This window comes from Chryseobacterium sp. WG23 (assembly GCF_024586575.1).
Taxonomy (GTDB): Bacteria; Bacteroidota; Bacteroidia; order Flavobacteriales; family Weeksellaceae; genus Chryseobacterium.
In genome coordinates, this window is the sequence record NZ_JALCZE010000002.1 from 1 (window position 1) to 14,204 (window position 14,204).

Genomic DNA, 14,204 nt, shown 5'->3' on the forward strand with positions numbered 1-14,204 from the left:
AATTATTCTTCCGAAGGAGATCCATGAGCACCCGGTGATCATCCGTTTACAGACACTGGCCTGTCATCTGGTTACCTTTTTCAATGAAGTACAGTCTGTATTGAAAGATGAAGCAACCGACAGTATTTATTACAATATTGTAAAGGTAATCCAGCATGAACGTCAGATGTCTTTGAAAGAAGCCTGTCTTGAAGATTTGCGCCTTCATAATGAAGATCTGAAAGAATTCATAGAACTACAGGCTTCTTTGCCTGATTTTGGAATATGGCAGGATGCTGTTGTAAACTGGGTACACTATATGAGTATGGTGCTCAGTGGATGGAAAAATATATCTACAAAACTGGACCGTTACAATGCAATGGAGTTTCCAGAAGCGAGAGAACTGAAGGAAAAGCTCAACCATGTTAAATTTAGTAAATAGCAAAGTAGTATAAAATGTACTACAGCAATCTTTAATTGAAATTAAATTAAGTTTATTGTTTACTAAAAATGCTTTCATTTTGACTACTTAACCATCCTATTAAAATAGATTTTAAATATTATGAATAGAGCTCATGTAAACTTTTATTTTAACCACAAATCGAAGATTCAACATAGCCGCAAAGTTTCTTGAACACTTAAGTTTAATAAAGCTCACATAAATTTTAAAAAAATCAAAGATTTTTTGCTTACGTGTATTTTTTATTTTTAATCAGCTTAAACTTAGAATAAACTAAAGTGTTTATAGCGTTTCACCCAGCTTTGTACCTACATTTTTAATTAGTTTAAACAGGCTTATATAGAAGAATTTGACGAAGCAAATTATTCCCAGGAAGTAATTATCTCTGGTCCGACATTATCAATCTACATGCAGAACAGATTAATTATTTTCATAAAAATTTAATATAATAAAAACAACTATGAAAACAGTATATGTCCCTATTCCCAGTTATCCATGGCCGAGAGTTTTCAGCCCTTTTACAGAGTTTCCCGAAGAGGAGAAATGGCTTAAAGAAGATTATGGTTTTTTGGAGGAAAAAACAAGAAACAGATACGGAAAGCAGCAGTTATATGATTTTGTCTTTAACATGTGGCCTGTTACAAGTAATCCTGAAATCATGCGCCCCATATTACGTTGTGGTTACTATCATACCATAATGGATGATTATGTAGGTATTATGCCGCTGGATGAGCTGAAAGCCTTCGCTGATCGCACTTATGAAATCATGCTGGAAAAAGACCCTCAACCAGATGAAATCGGTATTTTCCGTCAAATGGCAGCTGCCCGGAAAGAATGGATTGCAAATGGAATGCCGTTATTCTGGATAGAACGTATGGCAAGGGAGTTTCAAGAATATTTTACCTATGGTGTGATGGAAGAAACCCCATTTAAATTAAGCAATACCTATCCCTCGATTGGCCGTTATTTATTGATCCGAATGTACTCTATCGGACAGAAGGTCTTTGTTAACCTAACAGAGGCTGCAATGGGGCAAGCCCTACCCGTACACATTCACGAGCATCCTGCCATGAACCGGCTAAGAGAGCTTCAATCAATGATCATTGCTATTCAGAATGATTTTGCATCGATAAGAAAAGAACTGGCTACAGATAATGAAACACTGAATATTATTCTGGTTGTAATGCATGAGTATAAAGTTCCATTGGAAGAAGCCATCGTAGAATCGCTCAAAATACATGATGAGATGGTTAGGGAAATTGATTCTATAACGACCTGTTTACCTGATTTTGGATTTTATCAGGAAATGGTAGAAGATTATATATATCATGTAAAGATAATGATCCATGGCCTCAATGCCTTCTATTATGAGTCGGGAACTAAACGCTATACTCAAGAAGGTTTTGCCATTGCCAAATATGGTACTGATGAACAGTCTCTTGATTTAGAGATAAAACATGTTGACCGTGAATATTGGATTAAAAATTTGAAAAACAACAATAAGCTTGTCTGATCTTAATTACCATCTTAAATAAACACGGAGTTCAGGATGTCAAATCAGAAAAACTGAAGACAAAACATAAGATTATCAACTTACTTTATAAAAATAAACCATGAGAGAAGAATTAATAGTTCCCCAATGTCATTATCCCTGGCCAACAGTCAACAGCCCTATTGCCAATGCCTTTGATGAGGAAGAAAAAACCTGGTATGATGAGGATTACACTTTTATTTCTGAAGAAGGAATAAAAAGATGTAAACCTCAATTTCTGTCCCGGGTTGCTACTTATATGAATCCGACTTGTGATTCTATAGAACGTATGCGTCCTTGTGCCAGGTTGATGATCTATATCACACTTTTTGATGACTATTTCGGATTAACACCGGCAAAAGAACTTAAAGCAATGGCCGATAGAGTCTATGAAGTCATGATGGGGGATGAGCCGCATCCGGATGAAATTGGAATTCTGCGGCAGATGGCACAGGCAAGAAAAGAATGGGTGGCGAATGGAATGCCCCAATTCTGGATAGATCGTGTATCTATCAATTTTTATGAATTTATCATGTATGGCATGGCGGAGGAAATACCTTTCAAACAAGCTGAAATCAGAACCTATCCCCTGCTTGCTCATTACCTCAGTTTCCGGAAATATTCAATCGGTATGTGGCCTTATGGTGACCTTATAGATCCTGCCACTAATTTTGCACTGCCAGTTCATATTTATAATCATCCCGTTGTACAGCGCTGCAGAGAGCTCCTTTCCCTGATTATTGTCATCCAGAATGATTTTGCCTCTCTGAAAAAAGAGCTTGAAATAGAAACTGAAAGTCTCAATATCATCTTTATTCTAAGTCATCAGTACAAGCTCTCTTATCAGGAAGCCTGTACAGAGGCTATGAGGCTGCATGATGCGTACGGCCAGGAGCTGGATGATCTTCACCAGTCGCTTCCCGATTTTGGGGAATTTCAGGAAGCAGCATATGATCATATCTATCACATAAAACTACAGATAAGTGGCTGTGCCAACTGGTATTATAATTCCGGTACAAACAGATATGAACCAAAAGGATTTATTGTACCTCAATATGGCAGAGAAGGAGATGATATTCTTATTCCGCACAGTATTTTTGTACAAAAATAAATCTGAATTAACGGATATATCTTTAGAGCTCAAAAACCTGTAAACTACCTTAAAAAGGTAGTTTTTTTATAAATATTATTCATCATATGCATAAGGCTGGCAATCGAACTGAAGTCCGGAAATGCTGATAGCGATAAGAAAATCGCCAATCAACCAATCTTGAAAAATCATCAATAATAAAATGTATCTACCCTCAATAGGAATAAAATTATTTTATATATTTATCAAACCTCTTAAACAAATTTCAGGAAACGAAAACAATGATTGGAGATGAAGAAGAGTTCCATACACTTTGCCCTCATAATTTTTAATACATGAAAAATTTACTTCTTTTTTGTTTTTTTCTACCTTCTATATATTTTTCTCAGAATATTAGATTGACCTATAACTATAAATTTGTGACAGATACTTTAAAAAGAGACATCATCACTGATGAAATTGTAGTTTTAGACTTTAATAACAAAGAAAAGCAGTCTATTTTCACCGGGCTAAAGCATATTATATCTGACTCCACTATGGCAGTAATGTCTAAAAAAGGAGTTATGCTGTTTCCAGACGCCTCAATGAAAATAAAATATGTAGTTGAAAAAAATAACGATGGCATAATATACTTTTATACTCCTAACCATATGGCCAATCCGGTTTTAAAAGTTAAAGATGACAGGAAAATAGATTGGAAGATTTCAAATGAAAAAGAAAAAATATTAGAGTACACAACTCAAAAAGCAACAGCTAATTTTGCCGGAAGAGAATGGACCGCCTGGTTTACTACAGAACTTCCAGTTTCCGATGGACCTTATAAATTTTGTGGTTTACCTGGGCTAATTCTAAAAGTATATGATAAAACAAACACTCATTCATTTGAAATTATATCTTTAGAAAAACAAAAGTCTAATTACGTTGTTTTAAATGATGACACTTATAAAGATGTAAAACCGATTACTTTAAATGAGTATAAAGAAATATCTAAAAAGAGTCCTTTGGAAAGATATAGGGATGAAGCTTTTACTGGCGATATTATTTTTAAAAGCAATGAAGAAAAGCAAAATTTTCTAAAAAATTTAGATGTTAAAATAAAAGAAAGTAAAATACATGATAATAATCCAATTGAATTAAATTAAAAAATAAACATCTCAATTTATTTTTATTTGGATATTGAACTTGTTTACATTTTTTATTTTGACCACAAATCGAAGATTATCTCCTTTCAGTCGATGAATGTTATTTCGACGCAGTCAAAAGTCACAAAGTTTTTTGAACACTTAAGTTTAATAAAATTTTGAAAATAAGCTCACTGAAGTCCACGTAAGCTTTAAAAAAATCAAAGATTTTTTGCTTAAGTGTACTTTTTATTCCAATCAGTTTAAACTTAAAATAAACTAAAGTGTTTATAAACGTTTCACTCAGCTTTTGTTACTAAATTTTTGATAACCTGACCCCCAACTTTTGAGACTAATCCCTGATCCTCCGATCCTCCGTCTTTCAGAGTAACCATTCATTTTCACACATAAAAAAAGAGAAGCAATACGTATTGCTTCTCTCATTGAGTAGCGGGAACCGGACTCGAACCGATGACCTTCGGGTTATGAGCCCGACGAGCTACCTACTGCTCCATCCCGCGGTGTATTTTTAGAGTGCTTACCGAAAGCACTTAACTTAGTAGCGGGAACCGGACTCGAACCGATGACCTTCGGGTTATGAGCCCGACGAGCTACCTACTGCTCCATCCCGCGGTGTATTTTTAGAGTGCCTACCGAAAGCACTTACTTAGTAGCGGGAACCGGACTCGAACCGATGACCTTCGGGTTATGAGCCCGACGAGCTACCTACTGCTCCATCCCGCGGTGTATTTTTAGAGTGCCTACCGAAAGCACTTACTTAGTAGCGGGAACCGGACTCGAACCGATGACCTTCGGGTTATGAGCCCGACGAGCTACCTACTGCTCCATCCCGCGGTGTATTTTTAGAGTGCTTACCGAAAGCACTTAACTTAGTAGCGGGAACCGGACTCGAACCGATGACCTTCGGGTTATGAGCCCGACGAGCTACCTACTGCTCCATCCCGCGATATTGGATTGCAAATGTACGACTTTTTTTTAAAAATCCTAATTTTTCTTTTAAATAAGGGACTTTTATGAAAACTATTTTATTATTTGTATCTTTGTTTTATGGCAAAAATACTAAAAATATACCCGGACAATCCTCAGGAAAATCTTGTAAACGAGGTTATTAAAACACTCAATAACGGAGGGCTTATTATATACCCTTCGGATACAATTTATGCGTTAGGCTGTAACATTTTTGATATAAAAGCCATGGAAAAACTGGCTCAATTGAAAAAAATAAAGCTGGAAAAAGCAAAATTTTCAATTATATGTAACGATCTCAGCCATCTTTCTGACTTTACGAGACCTATCGACACCTCGATATTCAGATTTCTGAAAAGTCATCTGCCGGGACCTTTTACATTTATCCTTGAAGCTAATAAAAGTTTGCCGTTAGCTTATAAAGGACACAAAACAATTGGTATCCGTGTTCCGGATCATCCTATTCCGCAGCTTATCGTTGAAAAACTGGGACATCCAATTGCGTCAACATCCATAAGAGATGATGATGAAATTATTGAGTATTCTACAGATCCTGAACTGATTGCTGAGAAATATGACCATCTTGTAGACATTGTCATTGATTCGGGATATGGTGATAATGTAGCTTCTACCATTGTAGATCTTACTTCGGGAGAACCGGAAATCATCCGCCAGGGAAAAGGAATAATATAATCAGGTTCACCTGAGATATAGCGTTTCAACAGCATAGCCTATAAGCATCCGGCTACATTTGCATTTTTTGCCTTCCAGTTGCTTATGATTTACCTATTCTTTCTCTGCCACTATTGAAAATTTTTGCCCTATTGTAAAAAATAACATTCAAAACTTTAACATCCTGTTCAATGCCATTGCATGCTTACCTTTATTTCTGTGATGGTTCTGAATTTTATGGATTCAAAAAACTTATCTGTATTTTAACATTATGAAAATTGTAACATCGCCTGCCAAATTAATGAATATAGAAAATTCAACAGACCTGTTGAGATCTTCTACTCCAAGATTCATTGAAGATGCAGCACTTATACAGTCTTATTTAAAAGAAAAATCACCAAAATATCTTTCTGAATTAATGGAAATATCAACCAAGCTGGCTGATGAAAACTGGGAAAGAAATCAAAAATGGAAATCAAAGCCTACCGCCAAAGAGTCTGCACCTGCCCTGTTTGCTTTCACAGGTGAAGTATACAGAGGTTTAGATGCTAAAACCCTTGATAAGGCTTCTATAGAGTATCTGCAAAAAAATCACAGAATGCTTTCCGGATTATATGGTCTTTTGAAACCTTCTGATAAGGTAATGCTTTACAGGCTTGAAATGGGGCGCCCTTTTGCGTTCGAAGAGTATAAAAACCTGTATGAATTCTGGAGAGAGAAAATTACAGCGCAGCTGAATTCTGAAATGAAAAAAGGAGAAGTTCTGCTTCATCTTGCCAGCAATGAATATGGAAAGGTGATTGACAGAAAAAAATTAAATCACACCGTGATTGATTTTGATTTCTATGAATTGAAAGACGGTAAGCTCAAAACAATAGTAGTATACACCAAGCATGCAAGAGGTCTTGTTGTGAGGTTCTGCGCAGAAACGAATGCCAAAACGCTCAATGATGTAAAGGCTTTCAATTATGAAGGTTACAGAATTGACGAAGATAAATCTACAGATACAAAACTGGTTTTTACAAGATAGATGACAATTTCAGCTTTTAAAAAATATTTCAAAGAAACACTTTCCAACCTTTATACTGAGTCGGAAAGTGCTTTTTTATCCTCGTTATTTATTCATAAAATTGTAGGCTTTGATCATTTTCAGCAAAGAAGATTTTCTGAACAGGAGCTTTTAATGGAAGATGAAAACCAACTTTCCAGCTTAGTATCTGAGCTGAAGACCGGACGGCCTTATCAGCAGATTTTAGGGGAAACAGAGTTTTACGGAATGAAATTCTTTGTAGACGAAAATGTACTGATTCCCCGCCCTGAAACAGAGGAAATGCTCGAAATTGCTATTCCTGAGATTCAACAATACATTTCCAATGTAAGGTATAGAGATATAAGGTCTGAAGGGTTGGACAGTAAATGGACTGAAGAAACCCGGCATGCCTCCAGTGCTGAAAAAAAGGAAACTACAGCATTAAAAATTCTGGATATCGGAACAGGAAGTGGCGTCATTCCTCTGGTATTAAAAAAGCACTTTCCTGATGCTGAAGTTTCATCGGTAGATTTTTCTGAAAAAGCATTGTCTACTGCTCAAAAAAACGCAGAGTACCATCAGCTGAATATCAATTTTATACACGCTGATTATCTTGGTTTTGAGCCTAATGAATGTTATGATATTATCATCTCCAATCCTCCTTATATAGGAATAGAGGAAGAGGTTGAAATTGCAGATTCAGTAAAAGAATTTGAACCTAAAATGGCCCTTTTCTCTCCTACTTCTGATGCGCTGGTCTTTTACAGAAAAATTGCAGCAGACTGTAAAAAACATTTGAATGATCACGGTCTTTTATTTTTAGAAATCAATCAGAAGCTGGGTCCGGAAACCCTGGCATTATATAGTGACTTTTCCAAGGCAGAGCTATTGAAGGATTTGTCTGACAATGACAGGTTTATCTATGGAAGGAAATAGGTACATTTACTTCCATAAAGTATAACTCATGAAAATTTCCTTATTCATTATCTTTGATATTATAAAGAATAGCTATGTTAATCAAATCCCATACGGTCAACAATATAAAAATAGCGGAAATAATTTCTGATGACATGCTCATTCAATCTGCAGAGGATGGATTGGATCTCATGGGCAATATTTATTATCAGGGATTCGATAAAGTAATTCTGTATGAAAAAAACATTACTCCTGATTTTTTTGATCTGAAAACAAAAATGGCAGGTGAAATACTGCAGAAATTCTCAAACTATCGTATCGGACTGGCCATAATTGGAGATTTCAACCAATACCAAAGCCAGAGTATGAAAGATTTTATTTTTGAAAGCAATAAGACAAAACATATCAATTTTGTTGTCATGCTGGAAGAGGCATTAGAAAATCTCAGCAGATAATATTTTCAAAATTCTCATGAGAGTTCAAATATTCAAAAACAAGGAACTTTATAAAACAGGCTCGATTCCCAAACAATACTCTAATAATCAACCACTTATTTATCTAATATCTAGTATTACATCATCAATAGTCTCCTTTGTGATTAATACCTGCTTTTTTATATTGCAAGAGCAGAGGCTTGTTTTATCTTCAAATTTCCGGATCATTTTGCAAGATGTTTAAGTTTATATTTCCGGAGTGAAATTCCAACCGATAATTTAAAGAAATACTTTGGTTTATTAATTTCTTATAGCAATAAAGACAAAATACAAACAATTGCATAATAATTAAAAAATTAATTAAAAAATAATATTTAAACCAAAAAAATAATTTAATATAATTTTAATCACAATAATTTACTGATGTAAATGAATTATTCGTACTTTTGTAGAAACACAAGCATTATGAATATTATTATTTTACATACCATTAAAAGTCCGACATAGTAGACTTATTGCTAATCCTATTTTCAATTCTCTTAGCAAAATCAACAATAGCAAAAAAAATACATTTAACAATGAAGACTGTAGGTCATTATTGTGGTTAATATCTGTGTTTACATGCTTAACCTTTGACTATAATATATTCTAAGGAATTGTTATACATATTGTCTGCGGAACAATACGTTATCCGAAAACTAAAAAAAACGAAAACCATTTTTAATTTAAAAGTACAGTGATGCTTTTAACAATCCATGTTGTTAACTTAAATATTATTAACATAAATAAATTTACTAATGATGAAACGTTTTTTCTTACAAAGTTCATTTTTTTTACTAAGCTCTTTTACATTCGCCCAGGTAGGGATTAATACTTCTAATCCTGATCAAAGTGCCATTTTAGATGTCTATAGCCAAAATAAAGGAATGTTGATTCCGAGGCTTACTACTGCAAAAAGGGATGCCATTTCCAATCCGGCGAATTCTCTTTTAATTTATGATACCGATAAAAAATGTTTAAGCCAAAATATAGGCACACCTTCCAGTCCTGATTGGTTATGTATCAGCAATAATGCTGTAAAAATGTTTTACATGCCTAGTGTTTCTTTTGATACTTCTACCACAGCAGCTGGTAGAACTAAAGACCTATATACATTATATAAAACTCAGTTCGGATCTCCAAAGGCAAAGAGCACCAGCGCTCCGGTATCTATTCCTTTTTTCCCATCCAGCAAGGATCTTTACTATTATGTAACGGATGCTGATCCTAATGTATTCAGTAATATTAGTATTTCTGATGACGGTGTCATGAAATATGATGTAAAAGCAGCGGCTACAGACTGTTCTTTTATTAATATTGTTTTTGTTGTCAAATAATTGAGCTATGATAAAAAGGACCTCAATTGTACGATACAAAAGATTTTTGCTCACTTTTTCATTGTTCATTTTCTTCCAAAATACTAAGGCGCAGAATGAACAGGGAACCGGATATCCGTATTTTGTTAACTTTACGCAGGGACTACAGCCTCAGGAAGCTTATAAAGTAGCAACAAGCGGTGTCCAGAATGACGCTACTTTTACTACAGACGGATTACGGCTGACACGAAGTGTAAATAATATTTCAGGAGGGGTAATCCTGGCTGATAAAATATTCAAAAGTGATCAGGGAATCAAGTTCGAATTTGAATTTGCCATTTATGGAGGAAATACCAACGGAGGGGATGGCATCTCTATATTCTTAGTAGACGGATCTATCCCTAAAACCCAACTTAATCTCGGATACTTTGGTGGAGGATTGGGATATAGTTTTGTACGTGGAGGTGAGTCTACGGAAGGGCTTAGAGGAGCTTATTTAGGGATAGGCCTGGATGAATACGGAAATTTTAAAACCAGCTTTAATCAGAGAGAAAGAGTTAGAAATGGAATTTTTGGAGTGGGACTGGCGGATGGGCGAAGCAATATTTCTTTAAGAGGTAAACGTGGAAACCAATATCTGTCGTCGGCTGAGCCTGCGGGATATAATGGCTATCCATTACTTTACAGTACAGCTACCAACGCCTCCCCTTCCAGCAGCAACAGATCTGCTTATCTGGATACTACAACAGGAAAGTTTATTGGTATTAAAAACACGGGTCTTCAGCAATTCAGCATTGAAAGTGGTGGAACTTCCTTTCCTCTCAATGAAAATGATGGAAGATTCCGTAAAGCTTATGTCACATTAGTACCCAACCCTTCCGGTGGTTACAATATAACCCTGGAAATACAGCATGGAACTGTGAAAGAAAAAGTGATTGATAATTATTATTATCCAACTTCTCTGAAATATACTGAGACTACCATATCCAACAATACGGTAAGAACGCTGGATACATCACCTCCTTCTACCTTTAGAATTGGTTTTGCCGCTTCTACAGGAGCTGCTAAAAACATCCATTTATTGAGAAACTTAGGGGTTACCAGGCCTTATGCTGCTGAAGTAACAGATGATCTGTTCGCGGGATGTCCTGGGATAAAATCAACGTATTATCCTTTGCTTAATGATGCGGCTTATTCTTCAGCAAATGGGCAAAATCCACCAACCCTTTCATACAACAACCTTGATTTTAATTCATTCCGTTTTTTGGATAGCAATGGCGCTGTAATTCCTAATATAACAGGCGGCGTCCATACTAACAGTCAAGGGACATGGACCTATTCATCCATTACCGGAGCCCTTTCTTTCAGGCCTGCAATTGGATTTACAGGGGTTGCCCAAATACAATATGATATTAAAGGAGGTGGAAGCAATGGTACTGAAGCTCCTTACAATACGGAAGAATACAGATCATTACCGGCACTCGTACAGGTTAATATTTCAAGTGCAAATAACTGCAGCAAAGCCTGTGTTATTTCCAACAAAAATGTAACTCAGAAAATAACAAGATAATTTGATAAAAACCAGCTTTTGAGAGCTGGTTTTTTTATTTTTTACGGAATGAAGGTCAATACGTATTGTTTTTAATAAAATACTGAACAGCATCTTCGATTGCCTTATCAATAGATTGGTATTTGATTCCCAGCTCCTTTACCGATTTTTGGTTAGAATAATAATTACAAATCTGCAGGGCTTTCATATTGGAAGTGCTGATGCTTGTTTTTATGTTTAATTTTCTCAAACCGTCACCAATCAATCCAAGGAGACTCAAAATTCTATTGGGAATGGCTATCATAATTGGGTTTTGATCAGTAATTCGGTTTACTTTCTTAAAAAATTCACTGTAGCTTAGGTTTTCATTGGCTAAAAGGTATTTTTCGCCAGTTCTTCCATTTTCGATAGCATTTAATATGCCGTTGGCTGCATCTTCCACATGTACAAAGTTCTTCCCTCCTTTCGGATAAAAGACCAGTTTCTTTTTCCAGGTCCAGAAGATGATTTTTCCGGAACTAGGCTTGCTATCATAAGCTCCGATCATAAAGGTTGGATTAACAATGATAACCTCTGTATTTTTACGGTTCTGTAAAAGATACTCTTCCGCTGCCAGCTTACTTTGAGCATAGAAAGAATAAGTAAAAGGATAAAGCTGGGGGGCTTTTTCACTTCCCCAGAAGCCTGTATTTCCAAATCCTAATGTATTTGCTGTACTCACAAACAAAAACTTTTTTATCCCCATTACCTCTGCATGGGTAAACAGGTTCACAACGGTGTCATAATTCACGTTCTTATACTCCTCATAGCTGAGGAGGTTCTGCCGTGTTTCTGCCGCAATATGAATGATACAGTCAGTATTGCTGAGATGTGATGAGATATCGGATGAAAGATCTGCTTCCACCAATTTCAGATTTTCGTTTTCTTCGCCCAGCCAGCTGCTTTTCTTGCGCACCAGAGCAGTAACAGAATAACCATTTTGTAATAATTTAATGATAACATTAGTTCCCAGAAGCCCTGTTGCTCCGGTTACACAAATTTTTTTCATGCTTCGATTTCTCTTTTTATTGCCTGGGTCATCAGCGGAAGTTTTATCCATATCGGTAAAATTCTCATGATCAGCCAGCTGATTGGGTTCACCATAATTACGGAATCTTTTTTAAATAACTGGTGAATACAGTAAGAAGCTACTTTATCAGGGTTTAAAAGGGTCAGCCTTCCTAAAAAGCCTTGTTTCTCAATCCGTTTACATACATCCGTATTGGTTTTCATGGCTCCGGGATTCACTACGCTTACAAAAACATTGGTATCTTTCAGCTCTTCATGTAAGCCTCTGGAAAAGGAATGGATAAAGGTTTTAGAAGCCGGATATACTGTTTTAAACCCTATAGGGGAAAAAGCGGCCATGCTTGAAACATTTAAAATATAGGCTTTCGGCTGCCTTAAAAGATTAGGAAGAAGCTGATGGGTAATAAGTGAAGTGGCAGCCACATTCACCTGAAGGATAGTATTGATGTAGTCTGAGCTGGCTTCTGTAAATTTTTTGGTTCCCCCAAGACCTGCATTATTGATCAGGATATGAATTTCAAAGGATTGATTAAGCCATGCTGTAAGTTTCATCACATTATCATGTACGGAAAGGTCTACTTCATAATAATGGGCTTTTATAGGATAGTTTTTTTCGAGTTCTTCTGTAAGCTCTTTTAAATTCTGATTGGGAAGGCTTACCAGAATAACATTGATATTTTTCCTGGCCAGATTTTCGGCAAATGCTTTTCCCAGTCCCTGGCTGGCTCCTGTAATAACTGCGTATGATTCTTTGGTTTCCATAAAACAAAATTTATGGTACAAAGCTAGTATAGATGTAAAATTTTAATGTTCCGACTTATCTTAATGAACTCATTTTATGACAATACTCAAAAAATATTAAAATATTGAATTACAATGGATTACCAATATTAAAAAGGTAAACTTTATAAATCGGAACTTATTTTTTTAAATTCTGAAGGGGTCTGACCGGTGAGTTTTTTGAACGTAGTATTAAAAGAAGTCTTGGAATTGAATCCCGACTCATAGGCAATTCCTAAAATTGAAAATTTACTGTCCGTATCTTTGAGAAGTACTTTTGCATATTCTACTCTGTATCCGTTAACATACTGGAAAAAGTTCTTTCCAAAACCGGTATTGATGGCATAAGACAGCTGATGACTGGAAACTTCAAGTATTTCTGCTAATTTAATCAGGTTCAGCTCACTATCCAAATAAGGCTTACCGGTCTCCATCATGTTTTCCAGCTGAATTTTAATCTTACTTAATTCTTCATCTGAGATCAGCTTTCTTTTCACTTCTTCTTCATCAGCATCTTCATCAATAGAGATCAGCTCCTGGCGCTGTTTTTCTTCTACAGGATAAATCTCCTTTTGCTTCAGAGAATAATAAGCGACCCAGTAAATAACCAGCAAAAAAACCGCATTAATGAAGAAATTTAAAGAGGTGGGATCATAAAACAGGTTGTAGATCACATAAATAATATTGACAATAAAAAGTACAACGATAATATACTCCAGCCAGTTTAGGTTAATTCCTTCTGTATTGGAGGAAAACTGCTGAATTTTTCTTTGATGTTTTCTGATGATAATATAAGAAAGTCCGGTGTAAAACAGGGCCTGAATGAGGATCAAAATAACACTCAGATATTCAAATGGATTACTGAGTCCGGATTTTATCAGGAAAAGGCATACCAGGAAAGCTGCCGGAAGCAGTAGAAATTTAAGATCCGTAATTTTAAAAGTAAAAGAAGGATTGGTATAGAACAATACGCTGAAATAAAAAACAATGGGCGTTAGAAACTGGATAAAACGCACTAAATACAGAGAATGGAACTCAATTACTGATCCGGTAATTAAAAACAGAACCTCATCCATCCAAAAGGTAGACCACAGAAACAGAAAAACCCCGAACCAGAAATTTGCTTTTCTGTTAACTTGTAAAGGGTTGGTGAGTTTCAGCAGAGAAAGCAAAACCAATGAACCATAGATAAGTATCACGATGAAACTGTTTAATTCTGATGTGTTCATTGGT

General features: G+C 35.7%; 13 protein-coding genes and 5 tRNA genes. 10 read left to right on the top strand and 8 right to left on the bottom strand.

Annotation, left to right across the window (positions count from 1 at the left end):
- The 4 genes from MP477_RS02710 to MP477_RS02725 form a co-directional block, all read left to right on the top strand.
- Positions 1-421 (top strand): terpene synthase family protein (locus MP477_RS02710; protein ID WP_257189049.1); only part of this gene is annotated, 421 nt, incomplete at its 5' end.
- Positions 422-899: 478 nt separating this feature from the next.
- Positions 900-1,952: a terpene synthase family protein gene (locus MP477_RS02715; RefSeq protein WP_257189050.1), complete on the top strand. Its 1,053-nt coding sequence runs from the start codon at positions 900-902 to the stop codon at positions 1,950-1,952.
- 100 nt (positions 1,953-2,052) lie between these two features.
- On the top strand, positions 2,053-3,081 hold the full coding sequence (locus MP477_RS02720; RefSeq protein ID WP_257189051.1) for a hypothetical protein: 1,029 nt from the start codon (positions 2,053-2,055) through the stop codon (positions 3,079-3,081).
- A gap of 314 nt (positions 3,082-3,395) precedes the next feature.
- Positions 3,396-4,202 (top strand): GLPGLI family protein, encoded by an 807-nt coding sequence (locus MP477_RS02725; RefSeq protein ID WP_257189052.1) that lies wholly within the window; start codon positions 3,396-3,398, stop codon positions 4,200-4,202.
- Between the two features lie 427 nt (positions 4,203-4,629).
- On the opposite strand, the gene MP477_RS02730 is transcribed toward MP477_RS02725, so the two are convergent.
- The 5 genes from MP477_RS02730 to MP477_RS02750 form a co-directional block, all read right to left on the bottom strand.
- Positions 4,630-4,702 (bottom strand) — tRNA-Met (locus MP477_RS02730).
- A 39-nt stretch (positions 4,703-4,741) separates the two neighbouring features.
- Positions 4,742-4,814 (bottom strand) — tRNA-Met (locus MP477_RS02735).
- Between the two features lie 38 nt (positions 4,815-4,852).
- Positions 4,853-4,925, bottom strand: a tRNA-Met gene (locus tag MP477_RS02740).
- A 38-nt stretch (positions 4,926-4,963) separates the two neighbouring features.
- A tRNA-Met gene (locus tag MP477_RS02745) sits at positions 4,964-5,036 on the bottom strand.
- A gap of 39 nt (positions 5,037-5,075) precedes the next feature.
- Positions 5,076-5,148 (bottom strand) — tRNA-Met (locus MP477_RS02750).
- Positions 5,149-5,249: 101 nt separating this feature from the next.
- Between MP477_RS02750 and MP477_RS02755 the strand changes: the two genes are divergently transcribed.
- The 6 genes from MP477_RS02755 (at position 5,250) to MP477_RS02780 (ending at position 11,144) form a co-directional block, all read left to right on the top strand.
- Positions 5,250-5,861 (top strand): L-threonylcarbamoyladenylate synthase, encoded by a 612-nt coding sequence (locus MP477_RS02755; protein WP_230035032.1) that lies wholly within the window; start codon positions 5,250-5,252, stop codon positions 5,859-5,861.
- A gap of 250 nt (positions 5,862-6,111) precedes the next feature.
- Positions 6,112-6,870, top strand: a complete 759-nt coding sequence (gene yaaA / locus MP477_RS02760) for a peroxide stress protein YaaA (protein ID WP_257189053.1) — start codon at positions 6,112-6,114, stop codon at positions 6,868-6,870.
- Complete coding sequence (prmC, locus tag MP477_RS02765; protein WP_257189054.1) at positions 6,871-7,806, top strand: peptide chain release factor N(5)-glutamine methyltransferase; 936 nt, start codon at positions 6,871-6,873, stop codon at positions 7,804-7,806.
- Positions 7,807-7,880: 74 nt separating this feature from the next.
- Positions 7,881-8,240: a DUF4180 domain-containing protein gene (locus MP477_RS02770; protein ID WP_257189055.1), complete on the top strand. Its 360-nt coding sequence runs from the start codon at positions 7,881-7,883 to the stop codon at positions 8,238-8,240.
- Positions 8,241-9,016: 776 nt separating this feature from the next.
- Positions 9,017-9,595 (top strand): hypothetical protein, encoded by a 579-nt coding sequence (locus MP477_RS02775; RefSeq protein WP_230035017.1) that lies wholly within the window; start codon positions 9,017-9,019, stop codon positions 9,593-9,595.
- 7 nt (positions 9,596-9,602) lie between these two features.
- Entirely contained in the window at positions 9,603-11,144 is a 1,542-nt protein-coding gene (locus MP477_RS02780; RefSeq protein ID WP_257189056.1) for a hypothetical protein, read from the top strand.
- A 55-nt stretch (positions 11,145-11,199) separates the two neighbouring features.
- Here the strand turns inward: MP477_RS02780 and MP477_RS02785 are convergent, their stop codons facing one another.
- From MP477_RS02785 to MP477_RS02795, 3 genes are all read right to left on the bottom strand, one after another.
- The gene (locus tag MP477_RS02785; protein WP_257189057.1) at positions 11,200-12,171 is read right to left on the bottom strand and encodes an NAD-dependent epimerase/dehydratase family protein; all 972 of its coding nucleotides are present in this window, start codon (positions 12,169-12,171) and stop codon (positions 11,200-11,202) included.
- Positions 12,168-12,953 (bottom strand): SDR family oxidoreductase, encoded by a 786-nt coding sequence (locus MP477_RS02790; protein WP_257189058.1) that lies wholly within the window; start codon positions 12,951-12,953, stop codon positions 12,168-12,170. The genes MP477_RS02785 and MP477_RS02790 overlap by 4 nt, the downstream gene beginning before the upstream one ends.
- Before the next feature lie 143 nt (positions 12,954-13,096).
- Positions 13,097-14,200, bottom strand: a complete 1,104-nt coding sequence (locus MP477_RS02795; protein WP_257189059.1) for an AraC family transcriptional regulator — start codon at positions 14,198-14,200, stop codon at positions 13,097-13,099.
- Positions 14,201-14,204 lie beyond the last annotated feature (4 nt).